Here is an 18,236-nt window from a genome sequence, read left to right as displayed (position 1 = left end):
ACCGGCCCGATCAACGCTTCGCGCGCGGCAACCAGCCGTCGAGCACGTCAGCCGTCAGCAATCCGCTGCGCGCCTCGCGTGCACCATCGCGCCCGATCCACACGGTGCGCGGCATGTCCCCTCTCCATCCCGCATCGAGCGCCGCGCGCAGACGCTCGGGCATCGGTTCCGCGTTCGCATACTGCGCGAACGGCGGCAGCAGGTTCATCTGCGCGGGCGCGGCCGGCATGCTCATGTGCGCGGCGTGCGGATCGGCGGCCTTCGGCACGTCGCGCGCATCGTGCGCGCCGGCAGGCGACAGCGCCGCCAACCGCAGCGCGCGGCCGGCGGCGAACGATTTCACAGCGACCATTTGAGTTCTCCATAGAAGGTGCGTCCCGGATACGGGTGGAACACGTAGTAGCGACGGTCCGTCAGGTTGTCGATGCCGACCGATGCGGTCCAGTGACGGTCGAGGCGGTAGCGCGCCTTCAGGTCGACGACCGTGAACGAACTCGTGCCGCCGTAGACGTCCGGATTCACGTCGCTGTTGTCGAGCGTGTTGAACTGGCGGCCCGAATAGCGCACGCCGACGCTCGCGAGCCAGTGCTCGTCGAAGCGATACGACGCGAGCAGGTTCGCGCGCATGCGCGGAATGCGCGGGAAGCGCGAGCCGACGTAGGCGGGATTCGCGGCATCGGCGAGGATCTGGGCGTTGCTCGCCGACACGTTCGCGTCGATCGCGAGCCCCTTCAGCCCGACGTTTTCGCCGCTGAACGCGAGTTCGACGCCGCGCACGCGCACGCGGTCGACGTTCGAGATGTTGGTGACGGTCGACGCGCCCGACACGGTCGTCTGGCTGTAGATCGAATCGCGCAGGTCGCTCTGGAACACGCTGGCGCGCACCACGCCGACGCCCACGTCGCGCTCGGCGGTAAAGTCCCAGTCGATCGCCTTTTCAGGCCGCAGGTTCGGGTTGTTGTTGACGATCGCGTTGTTCGAGATCGTGCCCTGGAACAGCTCGCCGACCGTCGGGAAACGCGTGCCGGTCGCGAACGACAGACGGAAGCGCCAGACGTCCGTCGCGTCCCACTGCAGCGCGACTTTCGGCGACAGCGCGTTCGCGCCGCGGTCCGCGTAGCCGAACGTGCCGCTTGCGTTGCCGAGCGCGCCGCCGTACGCATCCCAGCGCTCGTAGCGCAGCCCCAGCGTCGCGAGCCAGCCCGGCGCGAAGCGCCACGCGTCCTGCCCGAACAGCGCCTGCGTGCGCGTGTCGCCGCGATAGACGCTCGACAGCGACGTGGTCGGCCCGGCCAGCCAGTCGGCCGTGTTGTACGTGACGTTGCGCAGGAAGTAATTGTCGTAGTGATAGCCGAACGTGAACGTGTGGCCCTTCACTTCCGGCGCCTCGGCCTTCAGGTCGAGCGTGCGCCAGCCCGTGCCGTCGCCCTGGAACAGCGTGCCCGCACCGCCCTGCACGGTCGACGCCGCGCGCAGCACGTCACGCGACACGTCGTACGCGGACACGACGCCCGACAGCCGCCAGCCGGAATCGAGCCGGTCATTCAGGCCGAGCGCGTACAGCCAGTTCTCCTGGTCGCCGCGCTGCGGCGCGAACGCATTCGGCGCGACGGTCATGTTCCGGCCGCCGATCGACACGTTGCCGCCGTAGACCGGATAACCAGCCGCATTACGCAGGAAGGTTTCGCCGTGCTGCCGGTAGTGGTTCTCCCAATGCCCGAGCGTGAGCGTCGCGTCGACACGGTCGGTGAACGCGTAGCCCATCCGGACCGTCTCGTTGAGCTGCTCGGTCCGCTCGATCGTCTGCGCGCCGACGATCGTCCGCGGCTTGCCGTTGGGCCCGATGTCGGTCGCGGCGCCCGTCACCGGCACCGCGGCGCCCAGCTTCGGGTTGTAGGCCGAATTGGGGCTTGCATACTGCATCGGCTGTCCGTTGTTCTCCAGCCGGTCGAGCGACAGCGCGAACCAGAACCGGCCGACGCGGTTCGCGATCCGCGCGGTCTGGTGATTGCCGCCGAAGCTGTCCGCGAACCCGTAGCCGTCGTGGTAGCGCTGCGTAAAGAACTGCGTCGACAGCGACGCCTCGAGTTTTTCCGGACGGCGCGTCGTGAGAAGCACGGTCGAGCCGATCGAATTGCCCGGATACAGCGCGGAAAAGGGGCCATAGAGCACGTCGACGCGCGCGATGTCGTCGGGTGGAATCAGCGACCAGCGCGGCGGGTACGCATAGCTCGAGCCGAGCAGGTTCGACAGCAGCACGCCGTCGGCGTAGACGAGCCCGCGCGCGCTCTGCAGTTCGTTGAAGTCGCGGCCCGCGAACACGCTGTTGCGGTCGCCGATATAGCGCTTGCGAACCATCAGGTTCGGTGCGTACTTCAGCGCGTCCTCGGTGGTGACGTTGGTGTGCGAGTCGATCCGCTCGCGCGTGATCGACTCGACGACGGCCGGTGCATCCGGATCGACGGGTTGCCGCTGCGCGGTCACGCTGACGGCGGTCAGCGTATCGCCGGCCGGGGCGGCCGATGTGCCGGCGACAGCGGAGGCCGGCGCGGCGGCACCGGCGGAACGATCGACACCACTGTGGGCCGGCTCGATGCGTACATCATCCGGCGAGGCCGCATGGGCGGCTGGCCACGCGAAAGCGGCCGCGCACGCGAGCGCGAGCCGGCCGCGCGACGACCGCGCGGCGAAGGTAGACGACATGAGTGAATTCCTGAAAACGTGATCGGACGCCGCCGGACACGAGCGGACGCACCGCGCACGAACGGCGCGGCGCACGGACTCGACCGCGGGCGGCACGCGCGCCACCGGGCGCGCGGACGACATCAATCAGATCGGGGCGTTTTCAGGCGGGGCGCGCGGCTGCGCGAGCCGGATGCCCTTGCGGGGGAAATCGGGAACGACCGGCGCGACCGCGCGGTAGGCGAACGTCCGCACGAAGCCCGGCATCGCGGGCAGGCTCGTACCGAGCGCGACGTTCGCCGCGAAGCCCGGGCAGTACACGCAGTGCGGCACGCCGGCATGGTCGAACGAAGACGTGTCGCGCTCGTCGCCCGACTGCGCGAGCACGACCTGGCGGGCGCCCGCTGCACTGCACAACTCGAGCGTGAGCGCGCCGGAGCCGCTCGACGCAAGACGCGCATAGCCGACGACAGGCGACAGTACGTTCAGTACCAGCGCCAGCCATACGAGGCCGATCCATCGCGTCGTTCGTTTCATCGCGGTCCAGAAAAAAGTGCGCGCAAGTATAACAAGCGGCCCGATTGTTGCCGATTGTGCAGAGTGCAATAGTCGGCATCGCACTTCATCGCACTTCGCATCGCGGCGCATGTGCCGTTAATACAACAGAGACAAAATCTAACGATTCGCCTCTGGCATAAATTCAAGCACGAGGTTGATAATCATCGAACCTGCTGGAGAAACGACCATGGACGAAAGACCAACTCGCATGCCACCGCCCGAGCAAGTGATGAGCCCGGATCCGGAACCCGTCGGCGTGGAATTCCTCGCCGAACTGCCCGAGCACGTTCGGGCCTTCTTCGACGAGCAGCACAAGCTGTATTCGCCGAAGTGAACGCCTGTTCGGTTCTGTAACCGCCACGTGTCGATCATCGCTATCGTGCGGTTCATCGCTGCGCATCGCGCGCAATTCGCCTCGCACCCGGGCCGCAACAGCCTGACGGTGCCGGATCAGCTCGCCTGCTGATTCTCCTGTCGCGTCGCTACGCCGCGCGACTGTCTTCGTCTATTCTTCTGGTTTTTTACGTCCGGCCTGCCCGGCTCTCCCGATCATTCCAATGAAGCAAGCCATTCGTGCCAGCATCGCTGTCGCCGCGCTCGGCGTCGCCCTCATTTCGTCGCCGCGCATCGCCATCGCAGACGGCGACGATACCGCCCTCACCAACGTCGTCGCGCTCGCGTCACAGCGCCTCGCGCTTGCCGAACCGGTCGCGCGATGGAAATGGGCGAATCACAAGGCGATCGAAGACCAGCCGCGCGAAGCGGCGCTGCTTGCCTCGGTCGAAAAGCGCGCGGCACAGGCCGGCGTCGATCCCGTGTTCGCGCGGACGTTCTTCGAGGATCAGATCACCGCGAGCAAGGACGTGCAGAACGCGCTGTTCGCGACCTGGCGCGCGACGCGGCCGCCCGAGGGCACGCCCCCCGATCTCGCGACCAGCACGCGCCCGGCGCTCGACCGGCTGACGCAGAAAATGCTCGCGGGCCTCGCGCAGGTCGCGCCGCTGCGCGATGCGCCCGATTGCCAGGCGCGGCTTGCGCGCAGCATCGCGAACTGGAAGACGCTCACGCGCTATGACTCGACGCAGTCGCAGGCGCTCGACACTGCGCTGTCGCACGTTTGCTCGGCCGGCGGCGCAAGCGCGATCGGCTGACGCGACAGGTGCCGCGGGCGCGAATCGCGCCGCTGCACTCAACCCGCCGGCGTGAGCGCAGCGAGCGGAATCAGTTGGAGCCCGCGCGCGAGATGCGTCTGCAGCAGGCGATGGGTGAAGGGTTCGAACGTGCTGTCCGCCGCGTCGGCCACGAGCCGCGCGGCCGCGTCGAGCGATTCCGCCGAGCCGAGGTAGCGCCAGCCGTCGATCACATGAAACAGGCGGCGCTCGCCGTTCGCCTCGAATGCAACGGCGCCCTCGAACGGCCAGGGCGCGCCGCCCGCACGGGCCGTATCGGCCGCCGGACGCCGGTTGTACGACGGACGCAGCCGGGCGATCCATTGCGCTTCAGCCAGCATCGCGCCCAGCTCATTACCGGTCTCGCGCCATTCGACGCGCCGCACCTGCTGCGCGAGCCGCATTTCCTTCGACGAGCGCCGCTCGCCGGTCAACAGCGCGCGCAGCCGCTGCCGCACACGCACGCTGCGGCCGACATACAACGCTTCGCCACCCTCCCCGAACAGCGCGTACGCGCCGCACCCGGCCGGCGCGGTGTCGAGCCAGGCTTCGGTCAGATCGCCGCCCAGACGGAAGTGGCGCGTCGTGCGCGCGATCTGGTCGCGCAGTCGCTCGAGCGGCACGATGTCGTGCAACTGGCGCCAGAACTGCCAGAGCAGGTCGGCATCCGCGAGTGCCCGGTGGCGCGCAGCCGGAACGAGGCCATGCCGTTCGATCAATGCGTCGAGACCGTGCCGCGACTCGCGCGGGAACAGCGCGCGTGACAGCCGTACCGTACACAGCACATCGGGATTGAATGCGAAGCCGGCGCGCTCGAATTCGGCGCGCAGGAAACCGCGATCGAAGCTCGCGTTGTGCGCGACGAACAGCTTGCCGCCGAGCCGCTCGAACAGCGCCGGCGCGAGCGACGCGAACGACGGCGCATCGCGCACCATCTCGTCCGAAATGCCCGTCAGTTGCTGGATGAACGGCGGAATCGGCTGGCCCGGATTGACGAGCGTCGTCCACGTCGACACGCCGAGCGGGCCGATTTCGACCACGCCGATTTCGGTGATGCGATGCTCGGCGGACGAACCACCGGTGGTTTCAAGGTCGACGAAGACGAGCGGTTGTTCGCTGGCGGGATCGGGCGGGCGGGAATCGGACATGAAAAGACACGGAAACGATGCTTCCGTGAGTATGCACCGGCATGCGTGTTCGCGGCCAGCGCGGACGGCAACGATCCGCCCCCGGAAAACGAAAAGCCCCCGCGATGCGGGGGCCGGACGTGATCGGCAATGCGAGGCGCGTCAGACCGCCTGGATATTCGCTGCCTGCTTGCCTTTCGGCCCGACTTTCACGTCGAACGAAACACGCTGGTTTTCCTTCAGCGTCTTGAAACCGTCCATCTTGATTTCGGAAAAGTGCGCAAACAAATCTTCACCACCATTGTCCGACGTAATAAAGCCGAAACCTTTAGCATCGTTAAACCATTTCACGATACCGGTATCCATGTCTTCGTTCCCCACTCGTTTAGATCAAAAAAGCTATTTTTATAGCCGTTTCCCGAAATCCCGAAACATTGCGCCAGCACCCGCACCAGCACGCCGCCCGAGGACGGAGTGCTGACTTTATAAATTGGACAATCCGGGTGCGTCAAGAAAATTTTTAGCGACCTCTTTATCAAAAAAGCGCTAATACCACTGGAATCGGTACACCGCCGCCTTTGATTAATTGATTCGCATCAAAAACCTGTCAATATTACCGGGATCGGATCATCAATAATCTCGGCCCTGAAAATCCTACCGGGGACAAATCGGCTCGGTAAAATCCTCGGGTTTTTTCCGGGTTGCGGAAATCCGGGGACATTGCGATGCTGGTGTAACGCCGAAAGGAAGGAGAGGGTCATGTGGCTGGACGGAATCAAGCGCTTCGCGAGCCGACTCGGACGCGTACGCCGCAAGTCCCGCGCCCTGGCCGAGTCCGCTCGCGAAGCGCCGTGCGACACCGAGTTCGATACGACCTGGCACGGCGATCACTGGCAGAACCTGCTCGCATCACCGCTGGATGCCCGTCACTACGTGATGGAAGACTGGACCTACACGCCGCCGCAAACCGAAACCGAGGAAGCTGCACCGCCAAGCAAGCGAAAGCGGCGAAGGTACGCGCAATAGCTCACGGTAAGCGGGGCAAAAAAAAGCGCGACTGGGAAGTCGCGCCGACAAAGGTTTGGAGATCTTTTCCGTCAACGAAAAAGTCTGCTTCGGAAAGCAGAGATCGCAGTATAGCGAGAGAACATCCTTTCATTAGCCATGCTCCACACAAACCTCTATTGCCGATGCGTCAATAATCGCGCTGCGGCTGCCACCACCTGCTGCTGATCGTCTGTCGCACCCACGCAACGCCCGCTACGTACTCCTGATCGCCAATTTCTTTCGCCGCACCGCCGCAAACCCTTGATGGACAATCGTTTGCGCGCATTTTCCGATCTTTGCGGATTCCAAAATACATTATTGCTTAAAGCGCGCCTCTCGCCTGCTCCGCCCGCTCCGTACACTGCAAATAGCTTTCTGAGAAACGCACCGCCGCCCTGCCGGGCCGGCCACAGCGTCAGGCACAACACACCCGTCCGGCAGCAGGTTCGATCGACATCATCCTGTTTGGAGACAGATCCATGAAAAAAACCCTGATCGTCACCGCATTGTCGGGTGTATTCGTTACGGCAGCACACGCACAAAGCAGCGTGACGTTGTACGGCCTGATCGACGCAGGCATCACCTATACGAACAATCAGCACGGTCACAGCGCCTGGCAGGAAACGAGCGGTTCGGTCAACGGCAGCCGTTGGGGCTTGCGCGGCACCGAAGATCTCGGCGGCGGCCTGAAAGCAATCTTCACGCTGGAAAATGGTTTCGGCATCAACAACGGCGCGCTGAAGCAGAACGGCCGCGAATTCGGCCGGCAAGCGTTCGTCGGCCTCTCGCACAACAGCTATGGCTCGCTGACGCTTGGCCGCCAGTACGACAGCGTCGTCGACTATCTCGGGCCGCTGTCGCTGACCGGTACGCAATACGGCGGCACGCAGTTTGCGCACCCGTTCGACAACGACAACCTGAACAACTCGTTCCGGATCAACAACTCGGTCAAGTACCAGAGCGCGAACTACGGCGGCCTGAAGTTCGGTGCGTTGTACGGATTCTCGAACTCGACGGCGTTCGCGAACAACCGCGCGTATAGCGGCGGCGTGTCGTACAGCTACCTGGGCTTCAACTTCGCCGCGGCCTACTTGCAGTTGAACAGCGACGTGAACTCGCTCGCGCTGGCCGCGACCGATCCGGGCGCGGTGACCGGCGACTGGACCTTCGCGTCGCGCGTGCAGCGTACCTGGGGCGCGGGCCTGAATTACGGGTTCGGCCCCGCCACGGTCGGCTTCGTGTTCACGCAGACGCGCCTGACCGGCATCCGCGCAATCAGCGCGGGCCAGTCCGGCGTATCCGGCGGCATCACGGGCCTCGGCGGAACCGCCCGCTTCAGCAACTACGAAGTCAACGGCCGCTACGCGCTGACGCCGGCACTGTCGCTCGCCGGTTCCTACACGTACACGCAGGGCCGTCTCGCCGGCGACAAGCCGACCTGGCACCAGTTCAACCTGCAAGCCGACTATGCGCTGTCGAAGCGCACCGACGTGTACCTGCAGGGTGAATTCCAGAAGGTCAACAACGACGGCCTCGACCTCGGCGCCAACATCAACGGGCTGGGCGCCGCGTCTTCGACCAACAAGCAGATCGCGGTCACGGCCGGCCTGCGCCATCGCTTCTGAGCGACCGGCGCATCCGCTTCGCGCCGGATGACGAAGCGCCCCGCCGGGGCGCTTTTTCTTTGCCGGAATACGCGGGCCGCCGCTCAGGCGCGCGGTGCCGGATAACGGACGTCGAGTATGTCGATCGGCTGCGGGCCGGCCGGCGTCATCAGCGTGACGGTATCGCCGATCTTCGCCTTGATCAGCGCACGCGCAACCGGCGAAATCCAACTGACGCAGCCGTGGTCGAGATCGACCTCGTCGATCCCGACGATCGTGACCGTGTGGTCCTCGCCGTCCGGCGTCTCGTAATCGACCGTTGCGCCGAAGAACACCTGGTCGACATTCTCCTGCCGGCTCGCGTCGACGACTTCGGCGAGATCGAGCCGTTTCGTCAGGAAGCGGATGCGGCGATCGATCTCGCGAAGCCGCCGCTTGCCGTAGATGTAATCGCCGTTCTCCGACCGGTCGCCGTTCGACGCGGCCCACGACACGAGCCGCACGACCTCGGGGCGCTCGACGTCGATCAGGTTCAGCAGCTCGTCCCTCAGCCGCTTGTGGCCGGCCGGCGTGATGTAGTTCTTCGCGCCCGCCGGAATGGCGGGTTGAGCCTGGTCGAGATCGTCGTCGTCACCATCCGACTCTTTGACAAACGCCTTGTTCATGATGCAGATTCAACACGTGGATGACTGATGCTCCAAGGGTACACGAAGGACGCCCCGCCAAGGCCGCGCCGCGTAATTCGCGAATAAGGCTTCCCTTTTTATACAACCCTGCTATAATTTCGCTTCTGCGTGCGGCTGTAGCTCAGTTGGATAGAGTACTTGGCTACGAACCAAGGGGTCGTGGGTTCGAATCCTGCCAGCCGCGCCACCTTTTCGAGGGCCTTCCCAACCGAAGGCCCTTTCAGTTCGAAGTAGTAGCATTTTGTTTTGCGTGCGGCTGTAGCTCAGTTGGATAGAGTACTTGGCTACGAACCAAGGGGTCGTGGGTTCGAATCCTGCCAGCCGCGCCACTTTTTTGGGGGCCTTCCCATCGCAGAAGGTTCCGACAGTTGAAGCAGTACCGTTTTGCGTGCGGCTGTAGCTCAGTTGGATAGAGTACTTGGCTACGAACCAAGGGGTCGTGGGTTCGAATCCTGCCAGCCGCGCCACCTTAAAAGGGCTTTCCTCCGGGAAAGCCCTTTTTCTTTTCTGCCTCTCCTCTCCCCTCACTCGCGTCACGATATGCGTGCGTCCGACGCGCCTCGGAAGAGCGCCGGCAATACCGCACCTTCGCTCCACAACACAAATGAAAACGGCGGCCATCAGCCGCCCGTTGAACGATCGCCCGCAAGGGTTCGCGTCAATAATCCTGCCGCTCGCGCTCGATGCGCATGCCGCCGTCGTGGCGCGCATGCGCGCCGTCGTCGGTCGAGCGCTCGCGCATGATCCGCATCACGTCCGGATTGGTTCGCACTCGCCGCATCACGTTCGCGAGATGCACGCGGTCGCTGACCTGGATCACGAAACGCAGCACCGTCGATTCGTGCGTCAGATCTTCGTCCATCGCGATATGAACGATGTTCGCGTCGGCCGACGTGATGTCCGCGGCGACGCGCGCAAAGATGCCCTTCGTGTTCTTCACGAGCGCCTTCACCGCGACATCGAACAGGCGGCCCGGCTGCGGCGCCCACTCGACGTCGATCCAGCGGCCCGGATCGCGGCGATGGATGCGCTGCGCAACGCGGCAATCGGTCGTATGAATCGCCATCCCCAGGCCGATGCCGATGTAGCCCATGATCGCGTCGCCCGGAATCGGCCGGCAGCATGCCGACAACTGCACGGACATCCCTTCGGTGCCGGTAATCACGACCGGCGGCGCATGATGCGCCGGATGCCGCTCGGACTTCGGCAGGTCGTCGTCCGCGTCGCGGCCGCTCATCAGCACCTCGATGCGCTTGGCCATCACCGCGGCGACGCGGCGGCCGAGGCCGATGTCCGCGAAAATTTCCTGACGACTCTTGTTACCCGTCCACTGCACGAGCTTTTCCCACACTTCCGGCGCAACGTCGGCCAGCGCGAGACCATAGCCCTTCAGGCTCTGGTCGACGAGCCGCTCGCCGAGCTGCACGGATTCGTTCAGGCGCATCGTCTTCAGGTAGTGACGAATCGCCGAGCGCGCCTTGCCGGTACGCACGAAGCCGAGCCATGCGGGGTTCGGCTTCGAATACGGCGCGGTGATCACCTCGACGATGTCGCCGCTCTTCAGCTCGGTACGCAGCGGCAGCAGCTCGTTGTTGATCTTCACTGCGACGCACTGGTTGCCGAGATCGCTGTGGATCGAATAGGCAAAATCGAGCGCCGTCGCGCCGCGCGGCAGCGCCATGATCTTCGACTTCGGCGTGAACACGTAGACCGCGTCCGGGAACAGGTCGATCTTCACGTGCTCGAGGAATTCGCTCGAATCGCCGGCTTCGCTCTGGATGTCGAGCAACGACTTCAGCCACTGGTGTGCGCGCTTCTGCACGTCGCTGAGATCCGCACTGCCGTTCTTGTACAGCCAGTGCGCAGCGACCCCCGCTTCGGCGATCTCGTGCATCTTGCGCGTGCGCACCTGGAACTCGATCGGCGCGCCGAACGGGCCGACGAGCGTCGTGTGCAGCGACTGATAGCCGTTGATCTTCGGGATCGCGATGTAGTCCTTGAACTTGCCGGGCACCGGCTTGTACAGCGCGTGCAGCGCGCCGATGCACGTGTAGCAGTCGAGCGCGCTGTCGACGACGACGCGAAAGCCGTACACGTCGAGCACCTGCGAGAACGACAGCTGCTTGTCGCGCATCTTCCGGTAGACGCTGTAGATGGTCTTTTCGCGGCCGGTGATTTCGGCGTCGATCTTCGCGTCGGCCATCGCGCGCTGCGCGGCCTCGAGGATCTTGCTGATCACTTCGCGGCGATTGCCGCGCGCGGCCTTCACGGCCTTCTCGAGCGTCGCGTAGCGATGCGGGTTGAAGTTCGCGAAGCTCATGTCCTGCAGCTCGCGATACGTGTTGTTCAACCCGAGCCGGTGCGCGATCGGCGCGTAGATGTCGAGCGTTTCCCGCGCGACGCGGCGGCGCTTTTCCATCGGCACCGCGCCGAGCGTGCGCATGTTGTGCAGGCGATCGGCAAGCTTGACGAGAATGACCCGCACGTCGCGGGCCATCGCGAGCAGCATCTTGCGGAAGTTTTCCGCCTGCGCTTCCTCGCGGCTGCGGAATTCCATCTTGTCGAGCTTCGACAGGCCGTCGACCAGTTCGGCGACCTTCGGGCCGAACCGTTCGGCCAGCTCGTTCTTGGTCACGCCCTGGTCTTCCATCACGTCGTGCAGCAGCGCGGCCATCACGGCCTGCGCGTCGAGCTTCCAGCCGGCGCAGATTTCCGCGACGGCGACGGGATGGGTGATGTAGGGTTCGCCGCTCTGGCGATATTGACCGAGGTGGGCTTCGTCGCTGAAGTGGAACGCCGCCTTGACCTCTTTGATTTCGTCCGGAGCGAGATACTCGGCAAGCGCGGCCGTCAGTTTCGCGATCGAAACGACGCCGTGCTTGCGCGGCTGCTCCGGAGTGGCGGTCGGCCCGAACAGATGCCGGAAGGACTGTTCGAGGACCGCGTCGATGTACTGGCGCGCAGGCGACTGGGCCGTGGCTTCGGTGGTCGGATCCGCGGAGGCGGACGATGGGGTGGTGCTCATATTCGCCTCCAGGTCGAGTCGTTGCGCGCGTGGATTACATGGCTGGAACGGGCCGGATGCGCGTTACACCGGCACCTTCTTCAGCATCTCGACGCCGACCTGGCCGGCGGCGATCTCGCGCAGCGCGACGACGGTCGGCTTGTCGCGGCTTTCGATCTTCGGCGTATGGCCTTGCGCGAGCTGCCGCGCGCGATAGGTGGCGGCGAGCGCCAGTTCGAAGCGGTTCGGGATTTGCTTCAGGCAGTCTTCGACGGTAATGCGAGCCATGGTGGTAATTCCTTCTGAATATAGTCCTTATTCTACCTTATGTCCCTCTGCCCCCGCGTCATTCCGCGTGGGGCAGATGGATGCCGAGCTCGATGAACAGCTCGGTGTGTCGCGCGTACTGCGAAGCAAAGCGCAGGCGCGTCGCCGCGACGATGCATTCGAGCTCCGCGAGCGCACGCTCGAAATTCTCGTTGATCACCACGTATTCCGCTTCCGACGCGTGCGCGATCTCGCTGCCGGCGGCCAGCAGGCGCCGCGTGATCACGTTCGGTTCGTCCTGGCCGCGCTTCTTCAGACGCTCTTCGAGCGCGTCGAGCGACGGCGGCAGGATGAAGATGCCGACCGCGTTGCGGAACTGCTTCTTCACCTGCAGCGCGCCCTGCCAGTCGATCTCGAGCAGCACGTCGTGGCCGTTCTTCATCTGCTCTTCGATCCAGACGCGCGACGTGCCGTAGTAGTTGCCGTGCACTTCCGCGCTCTCGAGAAATTCGTGCGCCGCGTGACGCGCGCGGAAATCCTCGACGGACGTGAAGTGGTAATGCTGGCCGTCCTGTTCGCCCGGGCGCGGCTTGCGCGTCGTGTACGAGATCGACAGGCAGATGTCGCTGTCCTTCGACAGCAGCGCATTCACGAGCGTCGACTTGCCGGCGCCCGACGGCGCGACGACCATGAACAGGTTGCCGGGATAGACGCCGCCGTGCAGCGAATGCGCGGCGTGGCCGTCGCGGGTGGATTCGATCATGTTGCTTTACTCCAGGTTTTGCACTTGCTCGCGCATCTGCTCGATCAACAGCTTGAGTGCCATCGACGCGTCGGCCAGTTCCTTCGCCGCCGCCTTCGAGCCGAGCGTGTTCGCTTCGCGATTCAGTTCCTGCATCATGAAGTCGAGACGCTTGCCGACGCGGCCGCCCTTCTCGATCACATGACGCGTTTCGTTCAGGTGCGCGGTAAGCCGCGACAGCTCTTCCGCGATGTCGATCCGGATCCCGTACATCGTCACTTCCTGACGAATGCGCTCCGCGGCTTCCTCGCGCGTCACGATCGGCGCGCTGCCTTCGGGTGCCGCGATGCCGAGCGCTTCCTGCAGACGCTCGACGATCTTCTGCTGATGCTTCGCGATCAGCTCCGGCACGAGCGGCGTGATGCGCGCGACGATCGCTTCCATCTCGGCGACGTTCGACAGCAGCATCGTCGCCAGTTGCGCGCCTTCGCGCGAACGCACGACGACGAGCTCGCCGATCGCTTCCTTGCCGCACGCGAGCACCGCGTCGCGGATCGCGTCGGCCGACACGCCGCTTTCGGCGATCACGCCGGGCCAGCGCAGGATCTCGCCCGCGCGCAGACGGCCGACGCCCGGGAACGAGTCGAGCACGGTGCGCTCGAGATCGGCAAGCTGGCCGAGCGCCGACTGGTTCAGCGCGCCCGCGCCGATGCTCTGTTCGCCGCGCTGCAGGTTGATGCGCACGTCGACCTTGCCGCGCGACAGCTTGTTCATCAGCATTTCGCGCAGCGCGGGTTCGCACGCGCGCACGTCGTCCGGCATCCGGAAATTCAGGTCGAGGAAGCGCGAGTTCACGGTGCGCAGTTCGACCGACACGCTGGTGCCGCCGTTGCCGGTGGCCGTTGCGAGTTCGCGCGTCGCGCTCGCGTAGCCCGTCATGCTGTAGATCATGGTTCGTCTCGCCGTCTGGTTGCCCTCGCGGGCGGGGATATGTCGAGGCGCCCGGCGCATCGGATAAGCGCGGGGCGGGAAGCGCGCATTATCCCATTTTTGCGGACCACCCCGCCGGGCAAGCCCGCCGTTCGGCGCTAAAATCGGGGTTTCCTCTCCTTCCGCGATTCCCACATGACGTCTTCCCTTTCCCGCCCGAGCGGCCGCCGCGCCGACGAACTGCGCAAGGTCGCCCTCACGCGCCACTACACGAAACATGCCGAAGGCTCCGTGCTGGTCGAATTCGGCGACACCAAGGTGCTCTGCACCGCGAGCGTCGCCGAACGCGTGCCCGAATTCCTGCGCGACCGCGGGCAAGGCTGGCTGACCGCCGAATACGGGATGCTGCCGCGTGCGACGCACACGCGCAGCGACCGCGAAGCCGCGCGCGGCAAGCAGACGGGCCGGACGCAGGAAATTCAGCGCCTGATCGGCCGCGCGCTGCGCGCGGTGTTCGATCTCGAGGCACTCGGCCCGCGCACGATCCACATCGACTGCGACGTGATCCAGGCCGACGGCGGCACGCGCACGGCGAGCATCACCGGCGCATTCGTCGCCGCGCACGACGCCGTGTCGAAGCTGATCGCGGCCGGCAAGGTCACCCGCTCGCCGATCACCGACCACGTCGCCGCGATCTCGGTCGGCGTGTACGAAGGCGCGCCGGTGCTCGATCTCGACTACCCGGAAGATTCGCGCTGCGATACCGACATGAACGTCGTGATGACGGGCGCCGGCGGCTTCGTCGAAGTCCAGGGCACGGCCGAAGGCGTGCCGTTCTCGCGCGCCGAGATGAATGCGCTGCTCGACCTCGCGCAGGGCGGGATCGCCGAACTCGTGCAGTTGCAGAAGGACGTCCTGGGCGCCGGTCATGCCTGACGATCGCACCATCGCGCAGCTGTCGCGCATCGTTCTCGCGTCGAACAACCCCGGCAAGCTGCGCGAATTCACCGCGCTGTTCGCGACGGTCGGCATCGAGATCGTCCCGCAGGGCGACCTTGCGGTGCCCGAAGCGGAAGAACCGTTCGGCACGTTCATCGAGAACGCGCTGACGAAGGCGCGGCACGCGTCGCGGCTCACCGGGCTGCCGGCGATCGCCGACGATTCGGGCCTGTGCGTGCGCGTGCTGCGCGGCGCACCGGGCGTCTATTCGGCGCGCTACGCGCAGCGCGCGGGCCGCGACAAGGGCGACGCGGCGAACAACGCGTATCTCGTCGAGCAGTTGCGCGGCGTCGACGACCGGCGCGCATACTACTGTTGCGTGCTCGCGCTCGTGCGCCATGCGGACGATCCCGAGCCGCTGTTCGCCGAAGGGCGCTGGGCCGGCGAAATCGTCGACACGCCGCGCGGCGAGCACGGATTCGGCTATGACCCGTATTTCTACCTGCCATCGCTCGGCGCGACGGCAGCCGAACTCGAGCCGGCCGTGAAGAACACGCACAGCCATCGCGCGCTTGCGCTGAAGGCGCTGCTTGCGCGGCTCGCGGAGGAAGCATGACCGTGCCCGATACCCATTCGCTGCAGGAGGCCGCATGAGCCAGGCCGCGGAAACCGGCGCGCGCGTCGTCGCGACGTTCACGTCGCCGGGACAGGTGCGGCTCGCGTCGCTGCCGCCGCTCGCGCTGTACGTGCATTTCCCGTGGTGCGTGCGCAAGTGCCCATACTGCGATTTCAACTCGCACGAGTGGAAAGGCGAACGGTTCCCGGAAACCGAGTATCTCGACGCGCTGCGCGCCGATCTCGAGCAGGCGCTGCCGCTCGTGTGGGGACGGCAGGTGCATACCGTGTTCATCGGCGGCGGCACGCCGAGCCTGCTGTCGGCCGCCGGCCTCGACCGGATGCTGTCCGACGTGCGCGCGCTGCTGCCGCTCGACGCCGATGCCGAGATCACGCTCGAGGCGAATCCGGGCACGTTCGAGGCCGCGAAGTTCGCGCAGTTCCGCGCGAGCGGCGTGAACCGGCTGTCGGTCGGCATCCAGAGCTTCAACGAAGCGCACCTGAAGGCGCTCGGCCGGATTCACGACACCGCGCAGGCGCGCGCGGCCGTCGAGATCGCCGCGAGGAACTTCGACAACTTCAACCTCGACCTGATGTTCGCGCTGCCGAACCAGACGCTCGACGAATGCCGCACCGACATCGAGACTGCGCTGTCGTTCGCGCCGCCGCACCTGTCGCTGTATCACCTGACGCTCGAGCCGAACACGCTGTTCGCGAAGTTCCCGCCCGTCGTTCCCGACGACGACGCGTCGGCCGACATGCAGGAATGGATCCACGCGCGCACGGCCGAGGCCGGCTACGGGCGTTACGAAGTCTCCGCCTACGCGAAGCCGAATCACCAGTGCAAGCACAACCTGAACTACTGGCGCTTCGGCGACTATCTCGGGATCGGTGCGGGCGCGCACACGAAGCTGTCGTTCCCGAACCGGATCTTGCGGCAGGCACGCTACAAGCATCCGGCAACCTTCATCGAGCAGGCGATGGCCGGCACGGCCGTGCAGGAAGAGCGTGAGGTCGGTGCGCGCGACCTGCCGTTCGAGTTCATGCTGAACACGCTGCGGCTCGTCGAGGGTTTCCCCGTGCACAGCTTCGCCGAACGCACGGGCCTGCCGATGAGCACGATCGAGCCGGCGCTGAAGGAAGCGGAACGGCGCGGGCTGATCGCGCGCGATTTCGCGCAGATCGCGCCGACGCCGCTCGGCCAGCGTTTCCTCAACGACCTGCAGGAATTGTTCCTGCGCGACGACTGAAGCGATGAATGCGAAGCATGGGACTGGAGTAGGAGGCACTGAAGTGCCGACTCCGGTCGACCGCGAAGCATGGGACCGGAGTAAGCACTGAAGTGCCAACTCCGGTCGACAGGCGCGGCATTTCGGTTACAATGCCGCCTCGCGTGGAAGCGTGGCCGAGCGGTTTAAGGCACTGGTCTTGAAAACCAGCGACGGGAAACTGTCCGTGAGTTCGAATCTCACCGCTTCCGCCAGCAAGTTCGCCAAACCCCGTCCATTCGCTGAATGACGGGGTTTTTGTTTGTGCGCACGCCCCTCCCCCCACGTTCCGACGCGTCGCGCCGGATGCCGTTACAATCCCGCGCTCCGATTCGCGAAACGGGAAACCCACGTCATGAAACCCTTCATCGTCTCGTCGCTCGTCGCGATGCTGGCTGCCGTCAGCACGCACGCCGCGGCCGACACCGCCTCCGGCAGCGACGCGCAGGCGTCGTGCGCGATCGCGTACGTGACCGGCGTCGGCGGCTCGCCGCGCGGCCTGAGCGAATACCTCGCGAGCCCGTCACCCTACAACTACCTGAAGGACAACGATCTCCAGTGCAAGGTGTCGGACGACGGACGCACGTCGAACTGCACCGGCGTGACCTACCTCCGGAACGAACAGGTCAGCGTGTACGACGATTCCGATCCGGCGACGCTGACCGTCGTGGCGCGCGTCGAACTCGACCACGGCCAGAAGTACCCGGTGATCGTCGTCGTGCAGCGAAAGGACGCGCGCTGCAAACAATGACGCAGCCACCCGCGCGAGCCCGTCAGTCGACACGGGACGTGCGCTCGCGGCAGCGCACAACCGAATCCGCGTAACGGCCGCCGTCGCACCGCGCCGGCAGCCTCCCGGCCCGCCCCGCGATCACCTAGAATTCGTTCAACACGGCGACACGACCGCCGCCGCGTAGTCGATGCCGCATGCGCCACCCCTGCGCGCGGCACACGGAGATCGCCATGACCGAACTGTCGACATCGACGGAACACGTCGATTACGAAGGCTTCGAGATCCATGTCGTGCCAGCCGCCGCGCCCGGCAACGACACGCGCTACACCTACACCGGCTACGTGTGCCATCCGGGCGCGAATCCCGCACTGCCCGGCCACGCGGTGCCGTTCCACGCGGACGGCGAGGAAAGCTTCGCGAGCATCGACGAGGCGGTCCACGAAGCCGTGCACATCGGCAAGAGCATCATCGACGGCACGCACCCCGACCTGTCGGTGCTGTCGCTCGTCACGCACGGCTTCTGAACCAGGCAGACGGCATCGCATGCGATCGCGCGGACGTCGCACGGTGCCGCATTCGGCGACCGCTGCGCGCGGCCGGACGCTCGTCGCGAGCCTGCGCGCAACTCGCGTGTCGCGCCTTTCAAGCTTTCAACCTTGCAACACGCGCGCCGGCACGCGCATGTGCTGCCGCAACGCGAAGCGGTCGAGCGCGCTGTCACATGTCACGTCACATCGCGACGTGCGGTGCGGCGCCCGGCCGCCATCATCAGCGATCGCAACGCCCGGCATCGCGCGTTATGCGTTTCTCCCGATATCGGCTTGCGTGCATGCGCCTATCATTTTTTTATAGTCACTTCTGGCTA

The 18,236-nt window shown here is 65.4% G+C and carries 18 protein-coding genes, 4 tRNA genes and 2 pseudogenes; 13 read left to right on the top strand and 11 right to left on the bottom strand.

From position 1 onward, the window contains the following. Positions 1–10 precede the first annotated feature (10 nt). The 4 genes and pseudogenes from ABD05_RS39525 to ABD05_RS10615 all read right to left on the bottom strand — a co-directional run. A pseudogene (locus tag ABD05_RS39525) lies at positions 11–220 on the bottom strand (TlpA family protein disulfide reductase); the annotation flags it as partial. Next, a pseudogene (locus ABD05_RS39520) lies at positions 209–352 on the bottom strand (exo-alpha-sialidase); the annotation flags it as partial. The pseudogenes ABD05_RS39525 and ABD05_RS39520, both read right to left, overlap by 12 nt. Beyond that, entirely contained in the window at positions 340–2,703 is a 2,364-nt protein-coding gene (locus ABD05_RS10620; protein WP_047900083.1) for a TonB-dependent receptor, read from the bottom strand. The pseudogene ABD05_RS39520 and the gene ABD05_RS10620, both read right to left, overlap by 13 nt. Before the next feature lie 126 nt (positions 2,704–2,829). Continuing rightward, positions 2,830–3,219, bottom strand: coding sequence for a DUF2946 domain-containing protein (locus ABD05_RS10615; RefSeq protein ID WP_047900082.1), 390 nt, complete (start codon positions 3,217–3,219; stop codon positions 2,830–2,832). 250 nt (positions 3,220–3,469) lie between these two features. On the opposite strand from ABD05_RS10615, the gene ABD05_RS38505 reads away from it, so the two are divergent. Beyond that, positions 3,470–3,574 carry a chorismate mutase gene (locus tag ABD05_RS38505; protein ID WP_162484450.1) on the top strand — a complete coding sequence of 35 codons (105 nt, stop codon included), beginning with the start codon at positions 3,470–3,472 and terminating at the stop codon, positions 3,572–3,574. A 223-nt stretch (positions 3,575–3,797) separates the two neighbouring features. Then, complete coding sequence (locus ABD05_RS10605; protein WP_047900081.1) at positions 3,798–4,391, top strand: chorismate mutase; 594 nt, start codon at positions 3,798–3,800, stop codon at positions 4,389–4,391. A gap of 38 nt (positions 4,392–4,429) precedes the next feature. Here the strand turns inward: ABD05_RS10605 and ABD05_RS10600 are convergent, their stop codons facing one another. Both ABD05_RS10600 and ABD05_RS10595 read right to left on the bottom strand, forming a co-directional pair. Continuing rightward, the gene (locus ABD05_RS10600; RefSeq protein WP_047900080.1) at positions 4,430–5,557 is read right to left on the bottom strand and encodes an exonuclease domain-containing protein; all 1,128 of its coding nucleotides are present in this window, start codon (positions 5,555–5,557) and stop codon (positions 4,430–4,432) included. A gap of 141 nt (positions 5,558–5,698) precedes the next feature. Beyond that, positions 5,699–5,902 carry a cold-shock protein gene (locus ABD05_RS10595; protein WP_011351289.1) on the bottom strand — a complete coding sequence of 68 codons (204 nt, stop codon included), beginning with the start codon at positions 5,900–5,902 and terminating at the stop codon, positions 5,699–5,701. Positions 5,903–6,295: 393 nt separating this feature from the next. Between ABD05_RS10595 and ABD05_RS10590 the strand changes: the two genes are divergently transcribed. Together ABD05_RS10590 and ABD05_RS10585 are read left to right on the top strand one after the other, a co-directional pair. Further along, positions 6,296–6,562: a hypothetical protein gene (locus tag ABD05_RS10590; protein ID WP_047900079.1), complete on the top strand. Its 267-nt coding sequence runs from the start codon at positions 6,296–6,298 to the stop codon at positions 6,560–6,562. Between the two features lie 500 nt (positions 6,563–7,062). After that, positions 7,063–8,208, top strand: coding sequence for a porin (locus ABD05_RS10585; RefSeq protein ID WP_047900078.1), 1,146 nt, complete (start codon positions 7,063–7,065; stop codon positions 8,206–8,208). A gap of 83 nt (positions 8,209–8,291) precedes the next feature. Here ABD05_RS10585 and greB read toward each other — a convergent pair whose 3' ends face one another. Next, a complete protein-coding gene (greB, locus tag ABD05_RS10580; RefSeq protein WP_047900077.1) occupies positions 8,292–8,852 on the bottom strand; it encodes a transcription elongation factor GreB in 561 nt (186 codons plus the stop codon). Between the two features lie 131 nt (positions 8,853–8,983). On the opposite strand from greB, the gene ABD05_RS10575 reads away from it, so the two are divergent. The 3 genes from ABD05_RS10575 (at position 8,984) to ABD05_RS10565 (ending at position 9,340) form a co-directional block, all read left to right on the top strand. Beyond that, a tRNA-Arg gene (locus tag ABD05_RS10575) sits at positions 8,984–9,060 on the top strand. A 65-nt stretch (positions 9,061–9,125) separates the two neighbouring features. Next, positions 9,126–9,202 (top strand) — tRNA-Arg (locus ABD05_RS10570). Positions 9,203–9,263: 61 nt separating this feature from the next. After that, positions 9,264–9,340 (top strand) — tRNA-Arg (locus ABD05_RS10565). Positions 9,341–9,531: 191 nt separating this feature from the next. Here ABD05_RS10565 and ABD05_RS10560 read toward each other — a convergent pair. The 4 genes from ABD05_RS10560 to ABD05_RS10545 form a co-directional block, all read right to left on the bottom strand. Beyond that, a complete protein-coding gene (locus ABD05_RS10560; RefSeq protein ID WP_047900076.1) occupies positions 9,532–11,898 on the bottom strand; it encodes a RelA/SpoT family protein in 2,367 nt (788 codons plus the stop codon). A gap of 63 nt (positions 11,899–11,961) precedes the next feature. Beyond that, the gene (rpoZ, locus tag ABD05_RS10555) at positions 11,962–12,165 is read right to left on the bottom strand and encodes a DNA-directed RNA polymerase subunit omega (RefSeq protein ID WP_006025620.1); all 204 of its coding nucleotides are present in this window, start codon (positions 12,163–12,165) and stop codon (positions 11,962–11,964) included. A gap of 58 nt (positions 12,166–12,223) precedes the next feature. Beyond that, positions 12,224–12,907, bottom strand: coding sequence for a guanylate kinase (gene gmk / locus ABD05_RS10550; protein WP_047900075.1), 684 nt, complete (start codon positions 12,905–12,907; stop codon positions 12,224–12,226). Between the two features lie 6 nt (positions 12,908–12,913). Further along, positions 12,914–13,837: a YicC/YloC family endoribonuclease gene (locus tag ABD05_RS10545; protein ID WP_047900074.1), complete on the bottom strand. Its 924-nt coding sequence runs from the start codon at positions 13,835–13,837 to the stop codon at positions 12,914–12,916. Between the two features lie 174 nt (positions 13,838–14,011). Here ABD05_RS10545 and rph point away from each other — a divergent pair, with 174 nt between their 5' ends. The 6 genes from rph (at position 14,012) to ABD05_RS10515 (ending at position 17,895) form a co-directional block, all read left to right on the top strand. Further along, positions 14,012–14,752, top strand: a complete 741-nt coding sequence (rph, locus tag ABD05_RS10540) for a ribonuclease PH (RefSeq protein ID WP_047900073.1) — start codon at positions 14,012–14,014, stop codon at positions 14,750–14,752. After that, positions 14,745–15,371: an RdgB/HAM1 family non-canonical purine NTP pyrophosphatase gene (gene rdgB, locus ABD05_RS10535; RefSeq protein ID WP_047900072.1), complete on the top strand. Its 627-nt coding sequence runs from the start codon at positions 14,745–14,747 to the stop codon at positions 15,369–15,371. The genes rph and rdgB overlap by 8 nt, the downstream gene beginning before the upstream one ends. A 34-nt stretch (positions 15,372–15,405) precedes the next feature. Next, complete coding sequence (gene hemW / locus ABD05_RS10530; RefSeq protein WP_047900071.1) at positions 15,406–16,620, top strand: radical SAM family heme chaperone HemW; 1,215 nt, start codon at positions 15,406–15,408, stop codon at positions 16,618–16,620. 145 nt (positions 16,621–16,765) lie between these two features. After that, positions 16,766–16,853: transfer RNA gene (locus ABD05_RS10525), tRNA-Ser, on the top strand. A gap of 140 nt (positions 16,854–16,993) precedes the next feature. Then, entirely contained in the window at positions 16,994–17,389 is a 396-nt protein-coding gene (locus ABD05_RS10520; protein WP_047900070.1) for a hypothetical protein, read from the top strand. A gap of 212 nt (positions 17,390–17,601) precedes the next feature. Then, positions 17,602–17,895, top strand: a complete 294-nt coding sequence (locus ABD05_RS10515) for a hypothetical protein (protein ID WP_047900069.1) — start codon at positions 17,602–17,604, stop codon at positions 17,893–17,895. The last annotated feature ends 341 nt before the right edge of the window (positions 17,896–18,236 follow it).

Source organism: Burkholderia pyrrocinia (assembly GCF_001028665.1).
In the GTDB taxonomy this organism is placed as follows: domain Bacteria; phylum Pseudomonadota; class Gammaproteobacteria; order Burkholderiales; family Burkholderiaceae; genus Burkholderia; species Burkholderia pyrrocinia.
This window is presented reverse-complemented; position numbering and strand designations above follow the sequence as displayed.